The sequence below is a fragment of the Methylorubrum populi genome, from assembly GCA_036946625.1.
Classification (GTDB): Bacteria; Pseudomonadota; Alphaproteobacteria; order Rhizobiales; family Beijerinckiaceae; genus Methylobacterium; species Methylobacterium populi_C.
The window spans coordinates 87,737-110,921 of record JAQIIU010000002.1; the positions used below are offsets into that span (position 1 = coordinate 87,737).

Here is a 23,185-nt window from a genome sequence, read left to right on the forward strand (position 1 = left end):
GCAGACCTCCTCTGAAGAGGATACGAGTGCCGTTCAGTACACCCGTGCCTTCGGCTCGATATATTGGATGTCGTTCGACATCGTGTAGGTATGCACCGGCCGGTAGTCGATCTCGATCGAGTGCTTGCTCGGCTCGAGCCACGCCAGGGTGTGCTTCATCCACTCCTTGTCGTCGCGGTCGGGGAAGTCCTCGCGGGCATGCGCCCCGCGGCTCTCCTTGCGGTTGACGGCCGATTCCATGGTCACGACCGCCTGACCGATCAGGTTGTCGAATTCCAGGGTCTCGAGCAGGTCGGTGTTCCACACGAGCGAGCGGTCGGTGACCGCGATGTCGGCGACACCGCGCCAGACGTCGTGGATCAGGCCCTTGCCCTCCTCCAGCACCTCGCCGGTGCGGAAGACGGCGCAGTTGTTCTGCATCGTACGCTGCATCCGGTCGCGCAACTGCGCGGTCGGGGTGCCGCCGTCGGCGTAGCGGAAGCGGTCGAGGCGCGAGAGCGCCTTGTCACCTGAGTCCTTCGGCAGTTCCGGCTGGCGGGCATCGGCCTCGACGATGTCGGCGCAGCGCAGGCCGGCGGCGCGGCCGAACACCACGAGGTCGATTAGCGAGTTCGAGCCGAGGCGGTTGGCGCCGTGCACCGAGACGCAGGCGGCCTCGCCGAGCGCCATCAGGCCCGGCACCACCGTGTCGGGGTCGCCGTTCTTCAGGGTCAGCACCTCGCCGTGGAAGTTCGTCGGGATGCCGCCCATGTTGTAGTGGACGGTGGGCAGGACCGGGATCGGCTCCTTGGTCACGTCCACGCCCGCGAAGATCTTTGCCGATTCCGAGATGCCGGGCAGGCGCTCGTGCAGGATCTTCGGATCGAGATGGTCGAGGTGCAGGAAGATGTGGTCGCCTTCCTTGCCGACGCCGCGGCCGTCGCGGATCTCCATGGTCATCGAGCGCGAGACCACGTCGCGGGAGGCGAGATCCTTGGCCGAGGGCGCGTAGCGCTCCATGAAGCGCTCGCCTTCCGAGTTCGTCAGGTAGCCGCCCTCCCCGCGGGCGCCCTCGGTGATGAGGCAGCCGGCGCCGTAGATGCCGGTCGGGTGGAACTGCACGAACTCCATGTCCTGCAGCGGCAGGCCGGCGCGCAGCACCATGGCGTTGCCGTCGCCGGTGCAGGTGTGCGCCGAGGTCGCCGAGAAGTAGGCGCGGCCGTAGCCGCCGGTGGCGAGGATGGTCTGCTGGGCGCGGAAGCGGTGGATCTCCCCCGTGGCCTGATCGATGGCGATGACCCCGCGGCAGCGGCCCTCCTCGTCCATGATCAGGTCGAGGGCGAAGTATTCGATGAAGAACTGGGTCTTGTTCTTCACCGCCTGCCCGTAGAGGGTGTGGAGCATGGCGTGGCCGGTGCGGTCGGCCGCGGCGCAGGTGCGCTGGGCGGTGCCCTTGCCGTAATCGGTGGTCATGCCGCCGAAGGGCCGCTGGTAGATCTTGCCCTCTTCCGTGCGGGAGAAGGGCACGCCCCAGTGCTCCAACTCGTAGACCGCGGCGGGGGCGTTGCGCACGAGGTACTCGATCGCGTCCTGGTCGCCGAGCCAGTCCGAGCCCTTCACGGTGTCGTACATGTGCCAGCGCCAGTCGTCCGGGCCCATGTTGCCGAGCGAGGCCGAGATGCCGCCCTGCGCCGCCACGGTGTGCGAGCGGGTCGGGAAGACCTTGGTGATGCAGGCGGTGCGCAGGCCCGCTTGGCTGCAGCCGACCGTGGCGCGCAGGCCCGCGCCGCCGGCGCCGACGATCACCACGTCGAAGGTGTGGTCGATGATGGCGTAGGCGGGCGCGCCGCCGTTCGATCCGTTGGAGGCCATGGGCGATGAATCCTCGGTTTTACGTGACGGCGGTCAGGCGAGGCCGCCCAGGCTCACGCGGATGATCGCGTAGAGGCAGGCGGCGGCCACCGCGACCGCGTAGAAGGTGTTGGCGATGAGCGCCGCGAACTTGAGGCCGTGGCTGTGCACGTAGTCCTCGATCACGGTCTGCATGCCGAGCCGCATGTGGATCGTCACCGAAACCACGGCGAGGATCAGGACGATCGCCACCAGCGGGTGCGACACCAGCGCGACCGCCTGCGGGTAGGTCCGGCCGGCCGTCATCGCGATGATGACGACGAAGGCGAGCATCAGCAGGGCGTTGGAGGCGCCGGTCAGGCGCTGCAGCCAGAAATGGCCGGCGCCGTGGCCCGAGGCGCCGAGGCCCTTCACCCGGGCGCGCGGGGTGCGCATCGAGAGCGCGGTGTTCTGGCGGTTGTCGATCTGGGACATGGCGAGCCTCTCAGCGCACGAGCAGGGCGAGCGCCCAGATCACGACGGTCAGGATCACGGAGCCGATCAGCGTGGCGCGGGCGAGCCCGAGGCGCCGGTCGCGGTCGAAGCCGTAGCCCGCGTCCCAGATGAAGTGGCGGATGCCGCCGAGCATGTGGTGCATCAGCACCCAGGTGTAGGCGAACAGGATGGCGCGCCCGATCCACGAGCCGAAGAACCACGCCACCGCGTCGTAGGCCCGCGGGCCGGAGGCGAGCGCCACCAGCCACACCGCGACGAGGAAGGTGCCGCCGTAGAGCGCCGTACCGGTGATGCGGTGGAACACCGACATCGCCATGGTCCAGGTCCAGCGGTAGATCTGGAGATGGGGCGAGAGCGGCTGGGCGACCGTAGGTCTGACGGTTGGGGCCATCGCGGTTTACGATCCTCGCGTCAAAGGTTGGATGAATTCCAGGGAAGGGTTAGGGCGTGGCCCTCCGGCCGGCAATGCCCGTGCTGCAGTGCAGCATATGTCGGGCTGACGATCGCGCGGATCTGTCTCACGCCAGCCTCCCGGTCAGCCGGAGCCAAAGATAGGCGAGTGGAGTCGCGACGAGGAGCGAGGCGAAGCCGGTCGCCAGCGTCAGCTTGGTGGCGTCGGCCAGCGACAGGCGGCCGAGGTCCATCGCCATGATGATCGGCGGCGCCTGATAGGGCAGGAACAGCGTCGAATAGCCGACCACCTGCACCATCAGCACGCTCATCAGGTCGAAGCCGCTGGCGCGTGAAAACTCTTCCGCCATCGCCGTGTAGAGGGCGGGCGCGCCGTTGGCGGTGGCGGCGAACAGGAAGCCGATCGACAGGCCGGTGAGCGTCGCGAAGTTTCTTACGGATGCGCCCGGCTCCAGCGGGGCGATCGCGAGGAGCGCGTGGCCGAGCCGGGCGCCGAGGCCGGTCTCGTTGACGATCGCGGTCAGTCCGAACAGGGCGGCGACGTAGAAGCAGGTCCGTAAGGGGATCTCGCCGAAGCTGTTCGCGGGCAGGACGCCCACGCCCGGCAGCAGGCAGACCACGGCCGCCGCCAGCCCGATCCAGGCCGGCGGGATGCCGTGCCACCCGTCGCTCAGCCATAGCCCCAGCATCACGGCGAGGATCGCCGCGAGGCGCCGCTCTCCGCCCGAGAGCGGCGGCAGCGGGGGCAGGTCCGGCCGCTTGCCGTCGAGCCGATCGGGAAAGATCGCCACCGTGCAGGCGACGAGCAGCGCGCCCTTGACGAGGCCCAGAACCGGCGCGTGCAGAAACAGATACGGCAGATAGTTGAGGTGGATGCCGAACAGGGTCTCGGCGGTGCCGGCCATGACGAGGTTCGGAACGTTGGCGGGCAGGATTGCCGCCGAGAGCATCGGCGTGGCGATGCCGAAGGCCAGCAGCGCCCCCGTCCGGCCCGGGCGCCCGGGTTCGAGCCCGAACGCGTCGCAAAGCGCGATCAGCACGGGCACCATCAGGGCGATGCGTCCGAGATTGGACGGCATCACGAAGGCGAGCAGGAAGGAGAAGGCGACGAGGCCCGCGATGAACCCGGGATAGGAGGCGGGCAGCCGTGCCGCGAGCGCGCGGGCGAGGCGGTCGCCCAGCCCCGTGCGGTTCATGGCGAGCCCGACCACCATGCCGCCGGTCACCAGCCAGAAGGCCGAGGAGGCGAATCCGGAAAACACCGTCTGCGCGGGAGCCAGCTTGAGCAGCATCGCCAGGGCGAAGAACATCAGCGCCGTGACGATCTCGGCCACGAGGCCGGTCGCCCATAGCCCCATGCACAGCACGAGCAGGGCCCCGGCCGCGACGGCCGTGCCCTGTCCCCCGATGATGTTGGCTGATGCGGCACCCATGAGCGCGCTTCAAACGCGAATTGGAACCGTTCGCAATTCGGCTTTCGTGGTGGGTGCCTTCGCGGGTCGCGAAGGCTGACAGGATGCTCACGCTGTCGTGATCGCTCGTGGGGCAGGACTTGGCTGCGCCGCGCGCGAATGCGAGGGCGAGGAACTCGCGTTCGGCCCAACGATGATGCGCTTCGATCTCGTCGACCTGAACCTGTTCCGCCACGTGGTCGAGGCCGGCTCGATCACCCATGGGGCGGAGCGGGCGAACCTCGCGCTCGCCGCCGCCTCGGCGCGGGTGCGGGCGATGGAGGACTCGCTCGGCGCGGCGCTGCTGCTGCGGGGACGCCAGGGCGTGACGCCGACGCCCGCCGGCCGCGCCCTGCTCGCCCATGCCCGCGAGATCCTGGGCCAGATCGAGCGGCTGCAGGGCGATCTGTCCGTGTTCGCGGGCGGCGCCGTCGGCCAGATCCGGGTTCTGTCGAACACCAATGCGCTGACCGAATTCCTGCCCGAGGCGCTCTCGGCCTACCTCGCCCTGCACACGGGCGTGAGCGTCGACATCGAGGAGCGCACCTCCGACGAGATCGTCGGGATGGTGGCCGACGGGGCGGCCGATCTCGGCATCGTCGCGGGCACGGTCGATACCGGCGCGCTCCAGACCTTCCCCTTCCGCCACGACCGCTTCGTCGTGGTGGTGGCCGCGGGCCACGCGCTCGCCGGCCGCCGCAGTCTCGGCTTCGCGGAGGTGCTGGAGCACGACCTCGTCGGCCTCGACCGGCCGAGCGCCCTGACCCGATTCCTCGCCGACAAGGCCTCCCGCATCGGCCGGCCGATGCGCCTGCGGGTGCAGTTGCGCAGCTTCGACGCGGTCTGCCGCCTCGTCGAGTGCGGCGTCGGCCTCGGCATCGTGCCGGAGACCACGGCGCGGCGGGCGTGGCGCACGGTGCGGATCGCCCTCGTTCCGCTCGAAGACCCCTGGGCCGCCCGCGACCTCAAGCTCTGCCTGCGCGATCTCACCGCCCTGCCGCCCTTCGCGCAGGACTTCGTGGCCCATCTTCGCGCGGCCGAGGCCTGAGGCGAGGGCGGATGTCAGCCGCCCGCGAGCGTGTCGGCGAGGAGTTTGAGATTCAGGACTACGATGATCGCGGCAATCGCCCAGGACAGGCCCTTCAGCCAGCCCGGGATCGTGAAGCTGCCCATCAGCCGCCGGTCGGAGACGAAGCGCACCAGCGGGATCACCGCGAAGGGGAGCTGCATCGACAGCACGACCTGGCTCAGCACGAGGAGGCGGGCGGTGCCCTGCTCGCCGTAGAGGACGGTGACGATCACGACGGGCACGATGGCGATGCCGCGCGTGACGAGCCGCCGCGCCCAGTTCGGCAGGCGCAAGCGCAAAAAGCCCTCCATCACGATCTGGCCGGCGAGTGTCGCGGTCACCGTCGAGTTGAGGCCCGAGGCCAGCAGCGCCACGGCGAACAGCGTCGAAGCGAGGCCGACGCCGAGCAGCGGCGAGAGCAGCTCGTAGGCCTGCTCGATCTCCTCCACGTCCGTGCGCCCGCCCGCGTGGAACACCGCCGCCGCCATGATCAGGATCGCCGCGTTGACGAACAGCGCCAGCATCAGCGCCACCGTCGAGTCGGCGACGGCGAAGCGCAGGGCCTCGCGCCGTCCGGCTTCCGTGCGGGGATAGGCCCGCGTCTGCACGATCGAGGAGTGGAGGTAGAGGTTGTGCGGCATCACCGTGGCGCCGATGATGCCGATGGCGATGTAGAGCGCGGCCGGATTGGTCACGATCTCCCGCGAGGGCACGAAGCCGCCGAGCAGCGCCTGGACCGGGGGCGCGGCCATCGCGATCTGCAGGCCGAAGCAGACGAAGACGATCGTCAGGAGGCCGATCACGAAAGCCTCCAGCGCCCGAAAACCCCGCCGCAGCAGCAGCAGCACCACGAACACGTCGAGCGCGGTGACGATCGCGCCGAGCGTCAGCGGAATGCCGAACAAGAGCTTGAGGGCGATCGCCGTGCCGATCACCTCGGCGAGGTCGCAGGCGATGATCGCCGCCTCGCAGATCAGCCACAGGGCGATGGCGACCGGCCGCGAGGTCCGCTCGCGGCAGGCCTGGGCGAGGTCGAGGCCGGTGGCGATGCCGAGCCGCGCGGCGAGCGCCTGCAGCACGATCGCCATCAGGTTCGAGAGCAGGATGACGCAGAGCAGCGTGTAGCCGAACCGGGCACCGCCCGCGATGTCGGTCGCCCAGTTGCCCGGGTCCATGTAGCCGACCGAGACCATGTAGCCCGGCCCCAGGAAGGCGACGAGCCGCCGCGGCCACGACCCCTCCGCCCGCACGGGGACGCTGGCGTTCAGCGCGCCGAGGCTCGCTTCCGGGGAGGCTTGCGCGGAAACTCGCACCGGTGGTGCCGGCCGAACCTGATCCATCACCGCTTCCATTCGCATCGGGCGCCGCACCCGTTCGCCCCTGCCCGGCCCGCCTCCCCGCAGGAACGGGGAGCGGGAAGACGAGGCGGAGCGGCGGAACCGGTCGCGTCGCCCGCACCGGTATCGCCGGCACCATCGTATAGCATCAGCTATAAGGGCGCGCCGAAGCTGGGATCAAGGGGCGCCTGACCGGGCTCCCACCCCCGGCGCGTATCGGTTAAACAGGCAGCTCGGATCGCCCCACGACACGCCCGACGACCGCAAGCCTTCGCCGGAGCGAGGCCGGTGCGGCGGGTGTGGCATGGACGTCGTTGGACAGATCTCACGAGGCGCAGGTCGACAGGCCACGCCTGGGAACGGAGGAGCCTGCCGCCCCCATGCAGGAAGCGTCGCGCGATTCGGGACAGAAGCCGGTACGGGACTCGGGCCGGGGGGACGCGGATGCGCCGCTCGTCGATGCGGAGGTCCATGTCGAGAGCTTCCGTCAGGCCCGTGAGGCCCGCCGCCTCGAACTCGTGGAGGATTACGTCGAGCTGATCGCCGATCTGATCGGCGATGGCGGCGAGGCGCGGCAGGTCGACATCGCCGCCCGCCTCGGGGTCGCCCAGCCGACGGTCGCCAAGATGCTCAAGCGTCTGGCCGAGGAGGGCCTCGTGCAGCAGCGGCCCTATCGCGGCGTGTTCCTCACCGCGGCGGGGCAGGCGCTGGCCGAGCAGTCGCGGGAACGCCATCGCATCGTCGAACGCTTCCTGCGCGCCGTGGGCGTCAGCGCCGAGACGGCGCGACGCGACGCGGAGGGCATCGAGCACCATGTCAGCGCCGAGACGCTGGAGGCGTTCCGGCGCTTTGCCGACGCGCGCCGTGAATCCTGACGAAGGCTCTCGCGGACTTGGATGCGAACTCGGATCACGGACCCGGATCGATGGACCAGAACCAGCAGCTCGCGGCGCTCGCCGCCGTCAGCGCCCGGCACGACGCGGCCGTGACGAACCTCGCCGAGGGGCTCGCCGAACTCGGTGCCAAGCAGGTCGCCCAGCAGATGGCCTTGGGCTTCCTGGCCAGCGTCCTGCGCTCGATCGATTCCGATCATTACGACGAGCGCCTCGAAGGCTATCTCGCCATGCTGCGCGACGTGCTGTTCCGCGACGATCCGGACGCGGCGCTCGCACATACGGTGCTGGAGACCGTCGAGCGCTCGCTGCGCCCCGCTCAGGATCAGGACGAGACCTGAGGCCGGTCACCGGCTGCCGTTCCATCGTCGGGGAGGGTGTGCCGCGGTGCTACGGCCCGAAGACCTACGGAACCTTCGAGGAGGCTCGCTGCGCTGCGCAGGTCCGAGACTGCGCCAATTGATCTTCGAGTGGCAGCTCATCGGCTCCTGATGCGCCCTATCCCACGCGGGCGGAATCGGCTGTGCGGGCGTACTCGACCAGCGCGGCCATCTGAGCGGGCGCCCGGAACACCCGACCGTCCGTCGTCTCGACATAGACGTCCGAAGCGCCCATGCTCGCGAAGGTCATCGCCCTTTCGGCGGCCCTGAGGCCCAGGGCATGCGGCTCCGTGGAAGGGCCTGAAGGCGCGGTCCAGTGAACGGTGTAGCGCATGTCGTTCTCCTGTTCGGGCCTTCGAGCATAGGCCAAGCGGAAACGGATCGCGAGGGACGGTTTTGCGCAGTGCCTGCGCGATCATCTCGTCATGCGGCCCTTCGGTTCGGAGCCATTGTCGCAACGGATGTGCTCCGGGATGCCGATGCCGTCGGGCCTTGGCCGAAGCCGTCACGGGTCTTGAGGCCATCCGCGACGAAGAGGGCCGGATACCGACTTCGCCTATCCCGAGCATGGGATCGCTGGAAGCCCGCGAGGGCTGGGCCTTCTGACTCCGCCTCTCACGAGCGCGCGCAGACCGTGCGGGATGCCCTGGCGCGCGTGATGGCGATCATGGAGGATCGGTCGCCGCCACCTTCGTGAATCGCAGCGCGCCAGTGCGAACCGGACTATCCGCCACCCGTCTACCTCATGCCCGCTTCGACGACGGGCGCCTCCTCAGCCCCGCCCGGTTCGCCGGAGCGGGGTTTTTCGTGCGCGATCCCTGCCGGCCGTGGCGTCGGGTCGAACCACGAATGGCCGTTCGATGCCACCGGAGCGCCCCTTCCGGGCTTGTCGAAAGCCCCTCCCCCGGGTACTCAAAATGGCGGTTTCTGTGAGGATTTCCGTAGACGAAACCGAAAGTCTATACCAAGTCGTTGAAATATAACAGTTAGGGCCTGTAGCTCAATGGTTAGAGCCGACCGCTCATAACGGTCTGGTTGCAGGTTCGAGTCCTGCCGGGCCCACCACTTTTCTCCTCTGTAGAGCGCTGTTTTTCGTCCTTCCCCGAAAACTGTGGGTGGGAACTTCGGAATAAAAACGCAGCGTGACGCGGCTCTGGCAATGTGGGCAACGCATAGGTGGGACGCGGCTTAGGTTCAGCCGCCGATCTGCACCCGTGTCCACGGTGCGGATATCGCTGCAATCGGTTCGATCCCGTCCACCGCGGTCGCTCCCTGGCCGAGGGACGCCTCCGGCGGCGCGGATCCAGCGTTTTCGGCGAAAGGGGTCTCGAGGCCGGTACGGGCGGTGCCGGGTTTCAGCCGAGCCGAGTCTCCGCCGCGGCGAGAAGGCGCCCGAGCTGCATCGCCGAGCGGACGACGGTGCGCCGGCCGCAAGTGAGCGGGCAGTACGGTTGGGATGTGGTGAGCCCCTGGGCTGCCGCGTGAAAATGTGAGCGGGCGGCAGGATGGAGTTCCTGCCGCCCGCCTCAATCGTGATGGAATGCGTCGATCGCGCCAGGGACTGCGGGAAGCTCAGTCCTTGAGGTCGGCCGGCACCTTGCCGCCGTTCTCTTCGAGCTTCTTGATGACCTGCTTGTGCAGCCAGACATTCATCGAGGCCGAGTCGTTCTTGTCGCCGGTATAGTGCAGTTCGTCCGCGAGTTGCTGGCGCGCGTGCAGGCTCGAATCGAGGTCGAGCAGCTTCAGCAGGTCGACGATCGAGGTGCGCCAGTTCAGCGTCTGCGGGTTCTTCGCGGCGAGGTCGTTGAGCACCGCCTCGACATCGACCGATCCGCCCGAGGCCGTGCCGCCGCCGCCGGTGGACGTGGAGGCCGGCGCGCCGCCGCCGCCGGAGGACGGCTGGGCCTGGGTTTCGGAGGCCTGCGCTTCCGACGCGCCGAACGGGTGGAGGATCTTGCTGACGATGTTGCCGATGAGGCTCATGGGATGAGGTTTCCTGTCGTCTGCGCAGCGTGGATGCCGCCGTCGGTTGAGTAAACGGCAGGGAGACCGGGCCGTTCCGTCGCAGGCCGGCAAAGCTTCGAGGCCCGATCATGCCGCCGCGATTGGAAGATCGTGCCCGCTGTGCCATGGGGATGACCGTCCGGCTCCCCTGGAACCCGTCTCGATGCACAATCTCTTCAAGGCCTTCGCCCTGATCGGGGGGCTTCTCGCCCTCCCCGCCCCGCTCGCCGCCCAGACCGTGCCCGTGCGCATCGGCGTGATCCCGGTGGTCGGCGCGGCGCCCGTCTTCGTCGCCGACGGCGAGGGGTGGCTCAGGGAGGCCGGGCTGGCGCCCGCCTTCACCACCTTCGAATCCGGTCCCAACATGATCCAGGCGCTGGCATCCGGCACCATCGACGTCTACGTCGCCGGCATCGCCCCGCTGGCGGTCGCCCGCACCAAGGGCATCGACGTGCGGGTCGTGGCCGCCACCGCCATCGAGGAGATGGTGTTCGTGGCGGCCCCCAAGCTCGCCCCCTACTTCGCCTCGGCGCCGAGCAAGGCGGAGGCGTTCAAGCAGTTCAAGACCAGGGAAGGCCGCCCGGCCCGGCTCGCCACGCAGCCGCCGGGCTCGGTGCCCAACACCACGCTGCAGCACTGGCTCTGGCAGGTGGCCAAGGCCGACAAGGCCGATGTCGAGATCGCCTCGATGGGCATCGACGCGACCCAGCAGGCGCTGCTCGCCGGCGCCGTCGACGGCGCCTCGATCCGCGAGCCGGCGCTGACCATCGTCCAGGGCCGCAACCCGAAGATCACGCTGATCGCCACCGGCGGGGAGATGTTCCCCGATCAGCCCGGGACGGTGGTCGCCGTCTACGGCAGGTTCGCCGACGCCAACCCGAAGGCGGTCGAGGGTCTGGTCTCGGCGCTCGTGCGGGCGACCGAGCTCCTGAAGACCGATCCGGCCCGTGCCGCCCCGCCGGTCGAGGCCGCGCTCGGCAAGGGCATCACGGACGTGGCGACCATCCGGAAGGCCCTCTCCTCGCCGGCCGCCAGGTTCGTCGCCGATCCGCGCACGATCATCGAGGCGACCAAGCGGATGCAGGCCTACCAGGTCTCGATCGGCACCCTCGACAAGGAGGCGCCGACCGACGGCCTGTTCGACGCCAAACCGTTCGACGCGGTCAAGAAGCCCTGATCCCGAAGCGCATTCCATGACCTCGTTCCGCTCGGCCGTCCTCGCGGTCGCGGGGCTTGCCGCCTTCCTCGCCCTGTGGGAGGCGGCGCCCCGGCTCGACCTCGTCAACCCGGCCTTCCTGCCGCCGCCCTCCTCCCTCCCCGCGGCCTTCGCCCGGGAGATCTCCGGCGGCGCGTGGCCGAAGGCCGTCGTCGAGAGCCTGAGCCACTACGGGGTCGGGCTCGGGGTCGGGGCGGGCGCGGGCATCGCGCTGGGCCTCCTCTCCGGCATGTTCCGCTGGTTCGAGAGCCTGACCGCCTGGGTCGTGCGGCTCCTGCGCCCCATCCCCGGCCTCGCCTGGGTGCCCTTCGCGATCATCTGGTTCGGCGTCCAGCCCTCGGCCGCCGTGTTCATCATCGCGGTCGGCGTGTTCTGGATCGTGTTCTTCGCGACCCAAGGCGCGGTGCGCGGGGTCGACCGCGATCTGGTCGAGGTGGCCCAGGCCTTCGGATTCCGCGGCGCATGGGCCCGGCTCACCAAGATCCTTCTGCCCGCCGCGACGCCCGGCATCCTCGTCGGCCTGCGCACGGCTCTGGGGCAGGCCTGGATGGCCGTGGTCGCCGCCGAGATCTTCGGGGTGCCCGGCATCGGCGCGCGCATGATGCAGGCCTCCTCGCTCCTCTCCACCGACATCGTCGTGGTCTACATGCTCACCATGGCCGGGCTGTACGGCCTGTTCGACACCGGCTTCGTCGCCCTGCAGGGCTGGCTGCTGCGGTGGCGCGCATGAGCCCGACCGACATGAGCACGGCGTCCCCTCCCATCGTCGACATCCGCGGCTTGAGCCTCGCCTACGCGCGCGACGGGCGGCGCACCGAGATCCTGTCCGCCCTCGATCTCGCCGTGCCGCGCGGGCAGTTCCTCGTCATCGTCGGCGAATCCGGCGTCGGCAAATCGACGCTCCTGCGCGTGCTGATCGATCTGGCGAAACCCAGCGCCGGCACGGTCCATCTCGGCACCGATCCCCAAAAAACCCGCACGCCGATGGCGCTCGTGTTCCAGGACGCGCGGCTGCTGCCCTGGCGGCGGGTGATCGACAACGTCGCCTTCGGGCTGGAGCGGCACGGCCTGTCGAAGTCCGAACGCCGCGAGCGGGCGGCGGCGATGCTCAGGCTCGTCGGACTGTCCGATCTCGCCGGGCGCTGGCCGCACCAGCTTTCCGGCGGCCAGCGCCAGCGCATCGCCATCGCCCGCGCGCTCGCGGTCGAGCCCGAAGTGCTGCTGATGGACGAGCCGTTCTCGGCCCTCGACAGCTTCACCCGCGAAGGACTTCAGGACGAGATCCAGCGCATCAAGGCGCAGACGGGCAAGACCGTGCTGTTCGTGACCCATGACATCGACGAGGCGGTCTACCTCGCCGACCGGATCGTGGTGCTGGCCGGCAGTCCCGGCCGGATCGCGGCGGACGTCGCCATCGCCCTGCCCCGCCCGCGCCAGCGCCGGGACGCGGCCCTGATCGAGGCGGCCCGGCACCTGCGGGCGGAGCTGTCGCGGCGCTCGGCGGAACTCTGAAGGCTCCGTCCGCCTTGCCGTCTTGACGGTTCGCCGGTCGCGTTGGAACCATCGGCCGTCGCTGCACGGGGGCGGCTCGGGGAGGGCAGGATGGGGTTTTTTCAGGACGCGCTCGTCCGCTTCAACCGGGTGGTGATGTCCTACGCGGGCGATGCCGTCTTCATGCAGGCGGCGGTCTCGGCCGCCGCCAACGTCATCGTCGCCGACGGCGACACCGACGAGGAGGAGATCGAGGCGGCCCTCGTCAGCATGCGGGCGAACCCGATCCTCGAAAAATCCTACGACACCCTCGCCCTGGAGAAGGCGCTGTTCGAGGCGCTGGCCCGGGCCGAGCTGCGGGCCGGGCGCCTGGAGAACGTCCAGCAGGTGGCGGCCATCGCCGACCGCCCGCCGGAGCAGCGCCAGCACGTCTTCCTCATCGCGGCGGACGTGGCCGACAAGGGCGGCATCACCGAGAGCGAGCACCGGGCGCTCGACGAGCTGGCCCGCGCGCTCGACGTGGACAAGGCGATCCTGCTCGGCTGAGGGTCCTGTTCGTTCCCTTGTGGATGGGCTTGATAAATAATCTCAAGATCTTCAGAGAATAATGTTTTCATTACAAGTGCAAATATAAAATCATTCTCCCCTGCTTCGATGATAAAAGCTTCGTATATTGGAGTGCTTGGATCGAAGTGAGAGGGTTTGGATGCGTTCGATCGTCGGAGGCCATCCGTGATAAGGTCGTGTTTTTTCGCGGCCGTATTCTTCGCCGTCACTCCCGCTGCCTGGGCTCAGACGCTGCCCCAAGCGTCGTCCACACTGCCAAAGGTGCCCTTCTTCACCCTTTACGACGCGCTCGGCAGGCCGTCGAACTGGAAGATCGGCGGAACGCTCCGGCCGCGGGCCGAGGTGCTTGGCGGCCAGTTTCGGCCTGCCCCTTCATCGCCCAGCACCGAGCTGTTTTCCCTCCAGACCTCGCTGTTCGCCGAGTACGACGCCGGGCCCGCGCGGATCGGCGGGGAACTGATCGACAGCCGCGCCTACTTCCAGCGGCGCAATTCCCCTTCCATCGCCACAACGGAGGTGAACGCGCTGGAACTCGGTCAGATCTATCTCGGCCTCGATCTGGAGGACGCCGTCGGGGCCGGCACGGTGAGCACGCTGACGCTCGGCCGTTTCACCCAGAACGTCGGCTCGCGCCGCCTCGTCGCCCGCAACCAGTTCCGCAACACCATCAACGCCTTCACCGGCATCGCCTACGACTGGCAGAACGCCGGGAAGGACAAGCTGCGCCTGTTCTACACCCTGCCGCACTATCGCCTGCCCGATGACCGCGCCGGGATCCTGGCCAACGGCATCGTCTGGGACCGGGAAGGCTTCAACCTTCAGTTCTTCGGTGGCAGCTACACGAGGACGGGCGTGCTCGGCGGCACGCTCGAGGTCTACGGCTACGGCCTCCTGGAGGAGGATACGGGTTCGCAACTGGAAGGCATCCAGACGCGGAACCGCAGGCTGTTCACGCCGGGCTTCCGGCTCGCCCGGCTGCCGAAGCCCGGTGCCTGGGATCACGACATCGAGGCCATCTACCAAACCGGTCAGGCCCGCGAGACGGTGGCGTTCACCGACATGACCGATCTGCCCGTCTCGGCCTACTTCGTCCATGCCGAGGTGGGCTACACCTTCGACGTACCATGGGCTCCGCGGGTGTCGCTGCACTACGACCACGCCAGCGGCGACGGCTCCGACCGCACCGGTTATAGCCGGTTCGACACTTTGTTCGGTGCCCGGCGCTGGGAATACGGCCCGACCAGCCTCTACGGGCCCGTCCAGCGCGCGAACCTGATCTCACCGGGCTTGCGGTTCGACATCGCGCCGGACCCGTACTGGGACGCCTCCATCGAGTACCGGGGGCTCTGGCTGGAGGACCCGACCGACAGCTTCGCCGCCACCGGCGTGCGCGACCGGACCGGTCGTTCGGGCCGCTTCGCGGGCCAGCAGCTCGAAGGGCGCTTCCGCTACTGGCTCGTGCCGAGGGCGGTGCAGCTCGATGCCGGGGCCGCCTACCTCATCAAGGGCGACTTCCTGAGAAACGCGCCGAACGCGCCCGACACCGGCGACACGATCTACGGCTATCTCAGCACGACGATCTTCTTCTGAGCCTCTCTCCTCTCGTGCGGCGCCCGCTGCTCCGTCCTGTGCGGAGCACGCACGTCGCCGCTCGGCGGAAGAGCAGGCCTTGGAAAAGAGCAGGTCTTGGAGAAGACCTGGGAACCGGCACGGCCCGGCTTCCGAGACATCGCGCTGTCACCGAGCCGGCGCCCCGGCCCTCACGCTCGGCCGCTCACGCCGCCCGCTTCTGGTAATCCTTCACGTCCGTGAACCGGATCTTCTCCCAGCGCTCCTCCTCGTAGCGCAGCGAGAAGGCGGTGGTGGCCATGAAGACCGGCGCGCCGTCGAGGTCGCTCGCCATGGCCGAGCCGTGGGTGTTCACGAATCGATCGATCTCCGCGTCCGATTCCGCCTCGATCCAGCGGCAGACCGAGAACCGGGTGGTCTCGTAGTCGATCGGCAGGCCGTACTCCGCCTGCAGCCGCTCCTTCAGCACGTCGAGCTGCAGCGCGCCGACCACGCCGACGATGGCGGGCGAGCCGTCCTGCGGGATGAACACCTGGACGACGCCCTCCTCACCCATCTGCTGGAGGGCCTCGCGCAGCTTCTTGGCCTTCATCGCGTCGGTGAGCTTGATCCGTCGCATGATCTCGGGGGCGAAGCTCGGCACGCCGCGGAAGACGAGCTCCTCGCCCTCGGTCAGCGTGTCGCCGATGCGCAGGGTCCCGTGGTTGGGGATGCCGACCACGTCGCCGGCAAAGGCCTCGTCGGCGATGGCCCGGTCCTGGGCGAAGAAGAATTGCGGCGCCGAGAGCGACATCGGCTTGCCCGTGCGCACGAGCTTGGCCTTCATCCCGCGGCGGAGCATCCCTGAGCAGACCCGCATGAAGGCGATGCGGTCGCGGTGGTTCGGGTCCATGTTCGCCTGGATCTTGAACACGAAGCCGGTCATCTTCGGCTCGGTCGGTGCCACGGCGCGCTTGTCGGCCTCCTGGCCGCGCGGCGGCGGGGCGAAGCGGGCGAGCCCGTCGATGAGGTCGCGCACCCCGAAATTGCGTAAGGCGCTGCCGAAGAACACCGGCGTCAGGTGCCCCTCGCGGAAGGCGGCGAGATCGAAGGTCTTCAGGCCGCCCTCGGCCAGTTCCACCTCGTCGCGCCAGCCCTGCGCCGCGCCGTCCTCGGTCAGCAATGTGTCGAACAGCCGATCGCCGGGGCCCGAGACGGGGATCGTGCCGGCATCGTCCGCCGCGTCGAGCCGGCGCACGCGCCCTCCCCCGAGCTCGTAGGTGCCGGCGAAGTTGCGGCCCAAGCCGATCGGCCAGGTCACGGGCGCGACGTCGAGCGCCAGGGTCTTCTCGATCTCGTCGAGGAGATCGAACGGATCGCGCGCCTCGCGGTCGAGCTTGTTCACGAAGGTGACGATCGGGATGTCGCGAAGCCGGCACACCTCGAACAGTTTTCGCGTGCGCGCCTCGATGCCCTTGGCGGCATCGATCACCATCACGGCCGAGTCGACCGCCGTCAGCGTGCGGTAGGTGTCTTCCGAGAAGTCCTCGTGGCCCGGCGTGTCGAGCAGGTTGAAGATGCAGTCGCCGTACTCGAAGGTCATCACCGAGGTGACCACCGAGATGCCGCGCTCCTTCTCGATGCCCATCCAGTCGGAACGGGTCGAAACCCGGTTGCGCTTGGCCTTGACCTCGCCCGCGAGCTGGATGGCGCCGCCGAACAGCAGCAATTTCTCCGTCAGCGTGGTCTTGCCCGCGTCCGGGTGCGAGATGATGGCGAAGGTGCGCCGCCGCGCGACCGGGTCGGCCTTCGCGTCGGACCCTTCGGGGTCGGCGGGGTTGGGGGCGGTCTGCATCAGCATGGCGGGCACCGGCCGCCGCGGGGCAGGCGGCCGCTCGTCTCGGGAGGTCTCTCGGAATCGGCCCTGCTCTCTACGCGTTCCGCGCCCCCGGCGCAAAGCCGCCGGCGCCGGCGGCGTGCCGACGCGCCCTATCCCCGTCCGACATAGGGCATGCCGGACGCCATCACCGTCATGGACAGGACGATGGCCGAGAGCGGCAGCCCGGCCATGTAGACGACCGCCTCCGAGACGCCGAGCACGCGGGCCGGTTCGATGGTCTGACGGTGGAACTCAGCGGGATAGGGCGGCCGTGTGGGGGGGCATCGCATGCACCTCGTGGAAAAGCCTGACAGGCTCCACGAGAGCGGGGCAACATCATCGTCCACGACCACCGCTATGGGCTTGGGAGCGCTGCCACCGCTCATGTCCATCTTCACCGGCCTTGCGGCGGAGTAGCATTCGGCTGGTTGGACGCGGGATCGGGCGGCGTTGGTACGTCCGGGTTCTGCGGGGCGTTCGTCTGCGGCGGCGGTTGCTGTTGCGGCTGCCCCTCATTGAGGGTTTGGTTGGCCTCCGTCTGTATCTTGTCGGCGGTCTGTTGGCTGATGAGCCCGTAGGAGACGGCAGCGGCGAGAGCCACGGCGATGACGGCGCCGAGCAGGGTTCTCTTGAGCTTGTCCGGCATCAGGGGCGGCCCTCGCGTCAGCGCGGCTGTGAGCGCGCAATCTCAGCAAGAGAACAGGGTGTGTGACGATGCGTTCCGGTGGTCGCGCGGGACAGGGGAACCCGCCACCCGAAGAACCACGGAATGCGAACCCGCCGGGACGCTGAAAGGGCACCTAGGGCCGTGATCTGCGTTGGTTGAGCCTGTGTCGGCCCCTTCCGCAACCGCTTCAAAGCTCCATCCGCGACCGCATGGCGGCTTCGGGCTTCGGCGATGTCCTTGGTCCGGAGAGATGCCTGGATGGCGTCACCGGCCTTCACGATGATGAAGGCATCGCCCACCGGCAGGGCCACGCTCTGACCCTTCACGCTGTGGAGAAGGTCAAGCGGCGTGCGCTGGCGTAGGCAGTGCGTGCCGGTCTTCGGGTGCTTCCACGGTGGGGCTGTCATGAGGGCCATGCGTGAAACCGCTGTGTGAAAGCGCGGTCTTCACCAAGCCCTTGTAGCAACCAACCTTTCGACTTCCATCAGGAAACAGGTTGGTGCGGCCAAGAGGACTCGAACCTCCACCCCTCGCGGGACTAGCACCTCAAGCTAGCGCGTCTACCAATTCCGCCATGGCCGCCCTTGCCGCCGTGCCGCCGCAGGGCGGCCGGTTTCCGTGTGGGCGGCGCAGCGGATAACAGAAGCCCGGGGCGGGCACAAGCGCCGGATTCGCTTCTTCGACTTTTGCCGCCTCGGAGCGGCTCAGGGCCCGGCCTCGGCGTCGTCCAGAATCGGCACGGCGCCCTCGCCGATCGTCACGCCGGGGGTGCGCACGACATCGGCCTTGCGGATCAGCTCGGTCACCTCGACGGAAATGCGGTTGCCGGTCACCACGATCTGCCCGCGGGCGATCGGGTGGTCGTTGGCGAGGATCTCGACCATGTCGGTGTCGGTCGCTTCCAGTTCGATCACCGCGCCGCGGCCCATGCGCAGCAGCATGTGCAGCGGCATGTGGCTGCGCCCCAGCACGACCTTGAGATCGACCTGCAATTCGTCCAGGACCGCCATGCGCGGATGCTCCGTTTCTCGACTTACGGAAAACCTTCCGCGCGCGATGGTGAAGCCTTGGTAAACAATTCCTTCGCGGCGCCTGCCTCCCGGCTTTCGGTCGCGCCCGCGACATTCCTGCCGCGCCGGGATGCGCCGCCGGTGGCGTGGCGCGTCACCGACACGCCGGTCGGCTACGAGGCGGCGGTGGCCGCGATGGAGGCCCGCGCCGCGGCGATCGCCCGGGGCGAGGCGGACGAACTGGTGTGGCTCCTGGAGCATCCGCCGCTCTACACCGCGGGCACCTCGGCCCGGGCCGCCGACCTCGTGGAGCCGGAGCGGTTTCCGGTCCACCGCACGGGGCGGGGGGGACAATACACCTATCACGGGCCGGGCCAGCGCATCGCCTACGTGATGCTCGACCTCAACCGGCGCCGGCCGGACCTGCGGGCCTACGTGGCGAGCCTGGAGGCGTGGCTGATCGCGACGCTGGACGCCTTCACCGTGCGGGCCGAGCGCCGCGAGGATCGGGTCGGGGTGTGGGTTCGCCGGCCGGAGAAGGGCGCAGCGAACGGTGTCTGCGTCGAGGACAAGATCGCGGCGATCGGCATCCGGGTCCGGCGCTGGGTGAGCCTGCACGGCATCAGCCTCAACGTCGAGCCGGACCTCACCCACTTCTCCGGCATCGTGCCCTGCGGCGTGCGCGAGCACGGCGTCACCAGCCTGGCCGATCTCGGCCGCATCGTCAGCCTGCCCGAGGTCGACATGGCGCTCCGCGCCGCCTTCGAGCCGGTCTTCGGCCCCACCCGCGACGAGGCGGCATAGGCCGCCTCGGCCAAAGTCAGGGGTTTCGAAAGGGCAGGCCCTTTCGCGGGTCCAGGGCGGAGCCCTGGTTGAAGGGAAGCCGGGACTTACGCGTCGGCTGTCGCAGCGGGCACGTCCGGAAGCGTGGCGGCGGGCGCAGCCCGGCGCAGGCGCAAGCCCACGCGCAGCAGCGGCAGCACGAAGCGGGCGAGGCGGATCTGGCCGGGGAGCTGCCTCGGCATCAGCGGGTGATAGGCGAGGCGCGGGCTGGCGCGATCCACCGCCGCGACGATCTCGCCGACCCGCGGCAGGGCGGCGATGCGGCGGGCCTCGGCTTCGGGGATGCCGAGCCGGCGCGCCCAGGCGAGATCGCGGGACAACCGCCCCTCGCCGTGCAGGCGACGCAGGCGCGCCCGCCAGGCGTAGCGGTGGAGCGCGCGCGGCACCGCCTCCATGCGGGCATCGCACAGGGCGTCGGGCTCCTCGCAGCGGGAGCGGATCGTGTCGGCGACGCCGCCGGCCGCCCGGCCGGTGAGCCGGGCCGAGATCAGCACCCGCACCGCCCGGTCATGGCGCACGCGAAAACCCCGCTGCAGTAGGGCGCCGACGAAGGCGCCGTCCTCGCCGAGCGGGATCTCCGGCATGCCGCCGACTTGCGTGTAGGCCGAGAGGCGCACGGCGAGCGAGGCGCCGATGGTGGTGCGGTGGCAGGGCCACGGATCGTGCGGATCGGGATCGATGCGCGCCTCCATCTCTGTGATGAGCGCGTCGTAGGCATCCTCCAGCCGGCCGCGGGCGGGGAGCGAGGGTGGCAGCAGGGCCGCCTCCTCCGGGATCAGCTCGACCCGGCCGGCGACCGCGTCGGCGCCCGCCGCCAGGGCGGCGAGGTTGGCCGCGGCCCAGTCCGGCGGCACGATGCTGTCGGCATCGGTCGTCAGCAGCGTGCCCGCGGCGGCCGCCCCTTCCGCGTCGAGCCATGCCGCCGCCGCGTCCATCGCCGCCCGGCGGGCCCAGCCCGCATGCGCCCCGGCACAGGTCCGCTCGATCACCCGGACGGGGATCGACATCTCCGGCACGAGCCCGGCGACGATCTCCGCCGTGCCGTCGGTGCAGTTGTTCAGGAACAGCACGAGCCCGAGCCGGCCGGGAGCGAGGCCGGTCTGCCCGCCGACCGCCCTCAGGCAGCGGGCGATCCGCTCGGCCTCGTTGCGGACGGGGATGGCGATGATCGTGTCGAGGGAGACGGGCGGCACGGACGGGCTCCGGGAAAGCCGAACGGGAGGCGCCGGGTGCGGGCTTTTCCGCGCGGCGCGTGCGCCGTCCTTCTAAGCCGCGCTTGATGAACCGCGGCTGATGGCCCCGCGCCACGGAACAGAGCCGGCCTCCCCCGGTTTCCCGGGCATCCCGCGACCTGTCAGCAAGGAGCCTCCCATGTCGGCACCCGGCAGCTTCAAGGACGTCTATCTCGACGAGATGAAGGACCTCTGGTCGGCCAACGACCAGATGACGCGCGCCGTGCAGCAATTGAGCGAGCAGGCCAGCGCCCCCAAGCTGAAGGAGCCGTTCACCCGCACGAAGTGCACGGCGCCGAAGACCTGACGAGCTTTTCCCAGGCGTTCGCCCGCCACAGGCCAGCGACTGCGGTAAACGTGCGCGACCGGTGATCGGCGCCGCACGATGTCTTCCGCATGCGCCGCATCGCGTTCGGACGGACCCACGACCTGCCCGATAAGAAAGCCCTACGGCGACAGCTTGTCGATCAGCCCCTGGATCCTGCCCGGCAGCGGTGTGCCGTCCTGCCGGGCGTAGAGATCGCGCAACTGCCGGCCGATCTCGGACAGGCTCATCGTGCCCTTGACGATGAGCCGGTCGGCCTGCCGGCCGAGGCTCTCCTTCTCCGAGGGCGTGATCTCCTTGGCGGTGAGCACCACCACGGGGATGCCGCCGCCGTCCGGGCGCCCGCGCAGGGCCCGCAGGAAGGCGAAGCCGTCCATCACCGGCATCATCAGGTCGAGCAGGATCAGGCTCGGTCGGGCGTGATCGAGGCTCTCCAGGGCGGCGGCGCCGTTCTCGGCCTCGCGCACCTGCCAGCCGTCGCGCTGGAGCGTGCGGCGCATCCGCTCGCGGGCGTCGGCGTCGTCGTCCACCACGAGAACGCTGCCCTCGCGATCGACGGGGCGGTAGCGCTCCATCGCGTCCTTGAGCGCGCCCCAGTCGATCGGCTTGACCATGTAGTCGGTGGCGCCGAGCACGTGCGCGAGGCTGAACTCGTTGACGACGCTGGTGATGATGACCGGCGTGTCGGCGATCTCGGGGTCGGTGCGGATCGCGTGCAGCACCGCCCAGCCGTCCATGCGCGGCATCTCGATGTCGAGCAGGATCGCCCGCGGCTTCAGCGCCCGGGCGAGCGTCAGCCCGGCCCGGCCGTCGTTGGCGGTGCGTACCCGGAACCCCTCGCGTTCGAGGAAGCGCTGGAGCAGGTCGCGGGCGGCCGGGTCGTCGTCGACGAGCAGCACCACGTCGTGCAGGTGCGCCTCGCCCTCGGTGATCTCGTGGACGCGGGCGGTGACGCTCTGCGCCTCGACCTCCTCCTCGTGGGCGGCGAGTTCGGCCGGCAGGCGGATCGTGAAGGTCGCGCCCGCGCCGAAGGTGCTCTCGACGCCGATCGTGCCGCCCATCCGCTCGATGAAGGCGCGGGTGATGGCGAGCCCCAGGCCGGTGCCGCCGAACTGGCGCGTGGTCGATTCGTCGGCCTGGGAGAAGCGCTCGAACAGCCGGCCGATCTGCTCCTGGGTCAGCCCGATGCCGGTATCCGAGACGGCAAAGCTCAGCCGGTCGGCGCCGTCTTCCCGGAAGCGGCGCACGGCGAGGACGATCTCGCCGTCCTCCGAGAACTTGGCCGCGTTGCCGATCAGGTTGATCAGCGACTGGCGCAGCTTCAACTGGTCCTGATGCATCGCGCCGAGGCCGATTTTCGGATCGCCCTCGACGTCGAGGCGGAAGCGGTTGCGCTTCTTCGTGATCAGGCTCTGCGTGGCGGCGGTGACGTCCTCGATCAGGGACACGACGTCGAAGCGCTCCGCCGCGAGCGTCAGGCGCCCGGCCTCGATCTTGGAGATGTCGAGCACGTCGTTGATGAGCCCGAGCAGGTGGCGGGCGGACGATTCGATCTTGCGCAGGTCCGGCAGCAGCGCGGCATGGCCCCGATCCTCCAATTCCTCGCCGAGCATCTCGGAATAGCCGATCACCGCCGAGAGGGGCGTGCGCAGTTCGTGGCTCATGTTGGCCAGGAACTGGCTTTTCGCGAGGTTGGCGGCTTCCGCCGCGGCGCGGGCCTGCTCGATCGCGGCCTCGGCCTCCTTGCGGGCGGTGATGTCGATGTTGAGCCCGACCCATTCGCGGATCGTGCCGTCCTCGGCGAGCACCGGCACCCCGCGCACCTCCATGTCGCGCCAGGCGCCGTCGTGGCGGCGCAGGCGGTACTCGACCGCGTAGACCTTCACCGCCTCGACGCATTCGGCCCAGACCTCCGCGGCCCGGGCCCGGTCGTCGGGATGGACCGCATCGACCCAGCCCCAGCCCTGGTAGGCCTCCTCGCCCTGTCCGGTATAGGCGGCCCAGCGCGGCTGGGGCGGCATCAGCTCGCCTTGCGCCGTCGTGTTCCAGATCACGGCGGCGGAGGCGTCCACCAGGGCCCGGAAGCGCTGCTCGGAATGGCCGAGCGCTTCCTGGGCGAGGCGCGTCGCGGTGATGTCGGTGTTGGTGCCGTACCAGCGCACGATGACGCCATCCGGGTTGCGCACCGGCTCGGCCAGGGACAGGAACCAGCGGTAGCGGCCGTCCTTGCCGCGCAAGGGGAAGGTGTCCTGCCACGACGCGCCCGCGGCGATGCAGGCGGAAAAGCGCGCCGCGGCGCGGTCGAGATGATCGGGGTGATGCAGCTTGCGCCAGCCGTGGTCGGCCATCTCGGCGGGCGTCGTGCCGGTGTAGTCGTACCAGCGGCGATTGTACCAGACGAGGTTGCCGTCGGCCTCGGCGATCCAGGCGAGCTGCGGCAGCGCGTCGGCGAGGTTGCGGAAATCCGCCATGGTCGGCCCGGTGGCCGGCACCTTCCCGTCCTGTACGGTCACGGTGATGTCTCCCGTCATGGCATG

General features: G+C 69.5%; 22 protein-coding genes, 2 tRNA genes and 1 pseudogene. 11 read left to right on the forward strand and 14 right to left on the reverse strand.

The genetic code is table 11. From position 1 onward, the window contains the following. Window positions 1-33 precede the first annotated feature (33 nt). The 4 genes from sdhA to PGN25_02095 form a co-directional block, all read right to left on the reverse strand. Window positions 34-1,851 carry a succinate dehydrogenase flavoprotein subunit gene (sdhA, locus tag PGN25_02080; GenBank protein ID MEH3116416.1) on the reverse strand — a complete coding sequence of 606 codons (1,818 nt, stop codon included), beginning with the start codon at window positions 1,849-1,851 and terminating at the stop codon, window positions 34-36. Window positions 1,852-1,884: 33 nt separating this feature from the next. Next, window positions 1,885-2,304 (reverse strand): succinate dehydrogenase, hydrophobic membrane anchor protein, encoded by a 420-nt coding sequence (gene sdhD, locus PGN25_02085; protein MEH3116417.1) that lies wholly within the window; start codon window positions 2,302-2,304, stop codon window positions 1,885-1,887. A 10-nt stretch (window positions 2,305-2,314) separates the two neighbouring features. Next, window positions 2,315-2,716 carry a succinate dehydrogenase, cytochrome b556 subunit gene (sdhC, locus tag PGN25_02090; protein MEH3116418.1) on the reverse strand — a complete coding sequence of 134 codons (402 nt, stop codon included), beginning with the start codon at window positions 2,714-2,716 and terminating at the stop codon, window positions 2,315-2,317. A gap of 127 nt (window positions 2,717-2,843) precedes the next feature. After that, window positions 2,844-4,169: an SLC13 family permease gene (locus PGN25_02095; protein ID MEH3116419.1), complete on the reverse strand. Its 1,326-nt coding sequence runs from the start codon at window positions 4,167-4,169 to the stop codon at window positions 2,844-2,846. A 175-nt stretch (window positions 4,170-4,344) separates the two neighbouring features. On the opposite strand from PGN25_02095, the gene PGN25_02100 reads away from it, so the two are divergent. Further along, complete coding sequence (locus tag PGN25_02100) at window positions 4,345-5,235, forward strand: LysR substrate-binding domain-containing protein (GenBank protein ID MEH3116420.1); 891 nt, start codon at window positions 4,345-4,347, stop codon at window positions 5,233-5,235. Window positions 5,236-5,249: 14 nt separating this feature from the next. Here the strand turns inward: PGN25_02100 and PGN25_02105 are convergent, their stop codons facing one another. Beyond that, window positions 5,250-6,596 (reverse strand): Nramp family divalent metal transporter, encoded by a 1,347-nt coding sequence (locus PGN25_02105; protein ID MEH3116421.1) that lies wholly within the window; start codon window positions 6,594-6,596, stop codon window positions 5,250-5,252. A gap of 377 nt (window positions 6,597-6,973) precedes the next feature. Here PGN25_02105 and mntR point away from each other — a divergent pair, with 377 nt between their 5' ends. Next, window positions 6,974-7,468 (forward strand): manganese-binding transcriptional regulator MntR, encoded by a 495-nt coding sequence (mntR, locus tag PGN25_02110; GenBank protein MEH3116422.1) that lies wholly within the window; start codon window positions 6,974-6,976, stop codon window positions 7,466-7,468. A 50-nt stretch (window positions 7,469-7,518) separates the two neighbouring features. Further along, window positions 7,519-7,827, forward strand: coding sequence for a hypothetical protein (locus PGN25_02115; protein MEH3116423.1), 309 nt, complete (start codon window positions 7,519-7,521; stop codon window positions 7,825-7,827). A gap of 157 nt (window positions 7,828-7,984) precedes the next feature. Here the strand turns inward: PGN25_02115 and PGN25_02120 are convergent, their stop codons facing one another. After that, window positions 7,985-8,200 (reverse strand): hypothetical protein, encoded by a 216-nt coding sequence (locus tag PGN25_02120; GenBank protein ID MEH3116424.1) that lies wholly within the window; start codon window positions 8,198-8,200, stop codon window positions 7,985-7,987. A 655-nt stretch (window positions 8,201-8,855) separates the two neighbouring features. On the opposite strand from PGN25_02120, the gene PGN25_02125 reads away from it, so the two are divergent. Beyond that, window positions 8,856-8,931, forward strand: a tRNA-Ile gene (locus tag PGN25_02125). Between the two features lie 507 nt (window positions 8,932-9,438). Here PGN25_02125 and PGN25_02130 read toward each other — a convergent pair. Beyond that, on the reverse strand, window positions 9,439-9,849 hold the full coding sequence (locus PGN25_02130) for a DUF3597 domain-containing protein (protein ID MEH3116425.1): 411 nt from the start codon (window positions 9,847-9,849) through the stop codon (window positions 9,439-9,441). A 184-nt stretch (window positions 9,850-10,033) separates the two neighbouring features. Here PGN25_02130 and PGN25_02135 point away from each other — a divergent pair, with 184 nt between their 5' ends. From PGN25_02135 to PGN25_02155, 5 genes are all read left to right on the forward strand, one after another. Next, window positions 10,034-11,047, forward strand: a complete 1,014-nt coding sequence (locus PGN25_02135) for an ABC transporter substrate-binding protein (GenBank protein ID MEH3116426.1) — start codon at window positions 10,034-10,036, stop codon at window positions 11,045-11,047. 16 nt (window positions 11,048-11,063) lie between these two features. Then, window positions 11,064-11,816, forward strand: a complete 753-nt coding sequence (locus PGN25_02140) for an ABC transporter permease subunit (GenBank protein MEH3116427.1) — start codon at window positions 11,064-11,066, stop codon at window positions 11,814-11,816. A gap of 11 nt (window positions 11,817-11,827) precedes the next feature. Then, the gene (locus tag PGN25_02145; protein ID MEH3116428.1) at window positions 11,828-12,598 is read left to right on the forward strand and encodes an ABC transporter ATP-binding protein; all 771 of its coding nucleotides are present in this window, start codon (window positions 11,828-11,830) and stop codon (window positions 12,596-12,598) included. 90 nt (window positions 12,599-12,688) lie between these two features. Next, window positions 12,689-13,123, forward strand: coding sequence for a tellurite resistance TerB family protein (locus tag PGN25_02150; GenBank protein MEH3116429.1), 435 nt, complete (start codon window positions 12,689-12,691; stop codon window positions 13,121-13,123). Between the two features lie 252 nt (window positions 13,124-13,375). Further along, window positions 13,376-14,734: an alginate export family protein gene (locus PGN25_02155; protein ID MEH3116430.1), complete on the forward strand. Its 1,359-nt coding sequence runs from the start codon at window positions 13,376-13,378 to the stop codon at window positions 14,732-14,734. 184 nt (window positions 14,735-14,918) lie between these two features. Here PGN25_02155 and PGN25_02160 read toward each other — a convergent pair whose 3' ends face one another. The 5 genes and pseudogenes from PGN25_02160 to PGN25_02180 form a co-directional block, all read right to left on the reverse strand. Continuing rightward, entirely contained in the window at window positions 14,919-16,553 is a 1,635-nt protein-coding gene (locus tag PGN25_02160; protein ID MEH3116431.1) for a peptide chain release factor 3, read from the reverse strand. 128 nt (window positions 16,554-16,681) lie between these two features. Next, a pseudogene (locus PGN25_02165) lies at window positions 16,682-16,783 on the reverse strand (short-chain dehydrogenase). 182 nt (window positions 16,784-16,965) lie between these two features. Next, on the reverse strand, window positions 16,966-17,217 hold the full coding sequence (locus tag PGN25_02170) for a hypothetical protein (protein MEH3116432.1): 252 nt from the start codon (window positions 17,215-17,217) through the stop codon (window positions 16,966-16,968). A 518-nt stretch (window positions 17,218-17,735) separates the two neighbouring features. After that, window positions 17,736-17,820 (reverse strand) — tRNA-Leu (locus tag PGN25_02175). Between the two features lie 122 nt (window positions 17,821-17,942). Then, window positions 17,943-18,248, reverse strand: a complete 306-nt coding sequence (locus tag PGN25_02180; protein ID MEH3116433.1) for a FliM/FliN family flagellar motor switch protein — start codon at window positions 18,246-18,248, stop codon at window positions 17,943-17,945. 57 nt (window positions 18,249-18,305) lie between these two features. Here PGN25_02180 and lipB point away from each other — a divergent pair, with 57 nt between their 5' ends. Continuing rightward, complete coding sequence (gene lipB, locus PGN25_02185) at window positions 18,306-19,052, forward strand: lipoyl(octanoyl) transferase LipB (GenBank protein MEH3116434.1); 747 nt, start codon at window positions 18,306-18,308, stop codon at window positions 19,050-19,052. 86 nt (window positions 19,053-19,138) lie between these two features. Here the strand turns inward: lipB and PGN25_02190 are convergent, their stop codons facing one another. Continuing rightward, window positions 19,139-20,284: a glycosyltransferase family A protein gene (locus tag PGN25_02190; GenBank protein MEH3116435.1), complete on the reverse strand. Its 1,146-nt coding sequence runs from the start codon at window positions 20,282-20,284 to the stop codon at window positions 19,139-19,141. Between the two features lie 178 nt (window positions 20,285-20,462). Between PGN25_02190 and PGN25_02195 the strand changes: the two genes are divergently transcribed. Further along, window positions 20,463-20,630 (forward strand): DUF892 family protein, encoded by a 168-nt coding sequence (locus PGN25_02195; protein ID MEH3116436.1) that lies wholly within the window; start codon window positions 20,463-20,465, stop codon window positions 20,628-20,630. A 140-nt stretch (window positions 20,631-20,770) separates the two neighbouring features. On the opposite strand, the gene PGN25_02200 is transcribed toward PGN25_02195, so the two are convergent. Beyond that, window positions 20,771-23,179: a response regulator gene (locus PGN25_02200; protein MEH3116437.1), complete on the reverse strand. Its 2,409-nt coding sequence runs from the start codon at window positions 23,177-23,179 to the stop codon at window positions 20,771-20,773. Window positions 23,180-23,185 lie beyond the last annotated feature (6 nt).

Bases quoted from the DNA above. Each gene is read 5' to 3' on its own strand.
- PGN25_02200 (MEH3116437.1), bottom strand. From the start codon at position 23,179: ATGACGGGAGACATCACCGTGACCGTACAGGACGGGAAGGTGCCGGCC.
- PGN25_02095 (MEH3116419.1), bottom strand. From the start codon at position 4,169: ATGGGTGCCGCATCAGCCAACATCATCGGGGGACAGGGCACGGCCGTC.
- sdhC (MEH3116418.1), bottom strand. From the start codon at position 2,716: ATGGCCCCAACCGTCAGACCTACGGTCGCCCAGCCGCTCTCGCCCCAT.
- sdhA (MEH3116416.1), bottom strand. From the start codon at position 1,851: ATGGCCTCCAACGGATCGAACGGCGGCGCGCCCGCCTACGCCATCATC.
- PGN25_02135 (MEH3116426.1), top strand. From the start codon at position 10,034: ATGCACAATCTCTTCAAGGCCTTCGCCCTGATCGGGGGGCTTCTCGCC.
- PGN25_02160 (MEH3116431.1), bottom strand. From the start codon at position 16,553: ATGCTGATGCAGACCGCCCCCAACCCCGCCGACCCCGAAGGGTCCGAC.
- PGN25_02140 (MEH3116427.1), top strand. From the start codon at position 11,064: ATGACCTCGTTCCGCTCGGCCGTCCTCGCGGTCGCGGGGCTTGCCGCC.
- PGN25_02115 (MEH3116423.1), top strand. From the start codon at position 7,519: ATGGACCAGAACCAGCAGCTCGCGGCGCTCGCCGCCGTCAGCGCCCGG.
- mntR (MEH3116422.1), top strand. From the start codon at position 6,974: ATGCAGGAAGCGTCGCGCGATTCGGGACAGAAGCCGGTACGGGACTCG.
- PGN25_02180 (MEH3116433.1), bottom strand. From the start codon at position 18,248: ATGGCGGTCCTGGACGAATTGCAGGTCGATCTCAAGGTCGTGCTGGGG.
- PGN25_02145 (MEH3116428.1), top strand. From the start codon at position 11,828: ATGAGCACGGCGTCCCCTCCCATCGTCGACATCCGCGGCTTGAGCCTC.
- PGN25_02130 (MEH3116425.1), bottom strand. From the start codon at position 9,849: ATGAGCCTCATCGGCAACATCGTCAGCAAGATCCTCCACCCGTTCGGC.
- PGN25_02150 (MEH3116429.1), top strand. From the start codon at position 12,689: ATGGGGTTTTTTCAGGACGCGCTCGTCCGCTTCAACCGGGTGGTGATG.
- PGN25_02195 (MEH3116436.1), top strand. From the start codon at position 20,463: ATGTCGGCACCCGGCAGCTTCAAGGACGTCTATCTCGACGAGATGAAG.
- sdhD (MEH3116417.1), bottom strand. From the start codon at position 2,304: ATGTCCCAGATCGACAACCGCCAGAACACCGCGCTCTCGATGCGCACC.
- PGN25_02100 (MEH3116420.1), top strand. From the start codon at position 4,345: ATGCGCTTCGATCTCGTCGACCTGAACCTGTTCCGCCACGTGGTCGAG.
- PGN25_02170 (MEH3116432.1), bottom strand. From the start codon at position 17,217: ATGCCGGACAAGCTCAAGAGAACCCTGCTCGGCGCCGTCATCGCCGTG.
- PGN25_02105 (MEH3116421.1), bottom strand. From the start codon at position 6,596: ATGGATCAGGTTCGGCCGGCACCACCGGTGCGAGTTTCCGCGCAAGCC.
- PGN25_02120 (MEH3116424.1), bottom strand. From the start codon at position 8,200: ATGCGCTACACCGTTCACTGGACCGCGCCTTCAGGCCCTTCCACGGAG.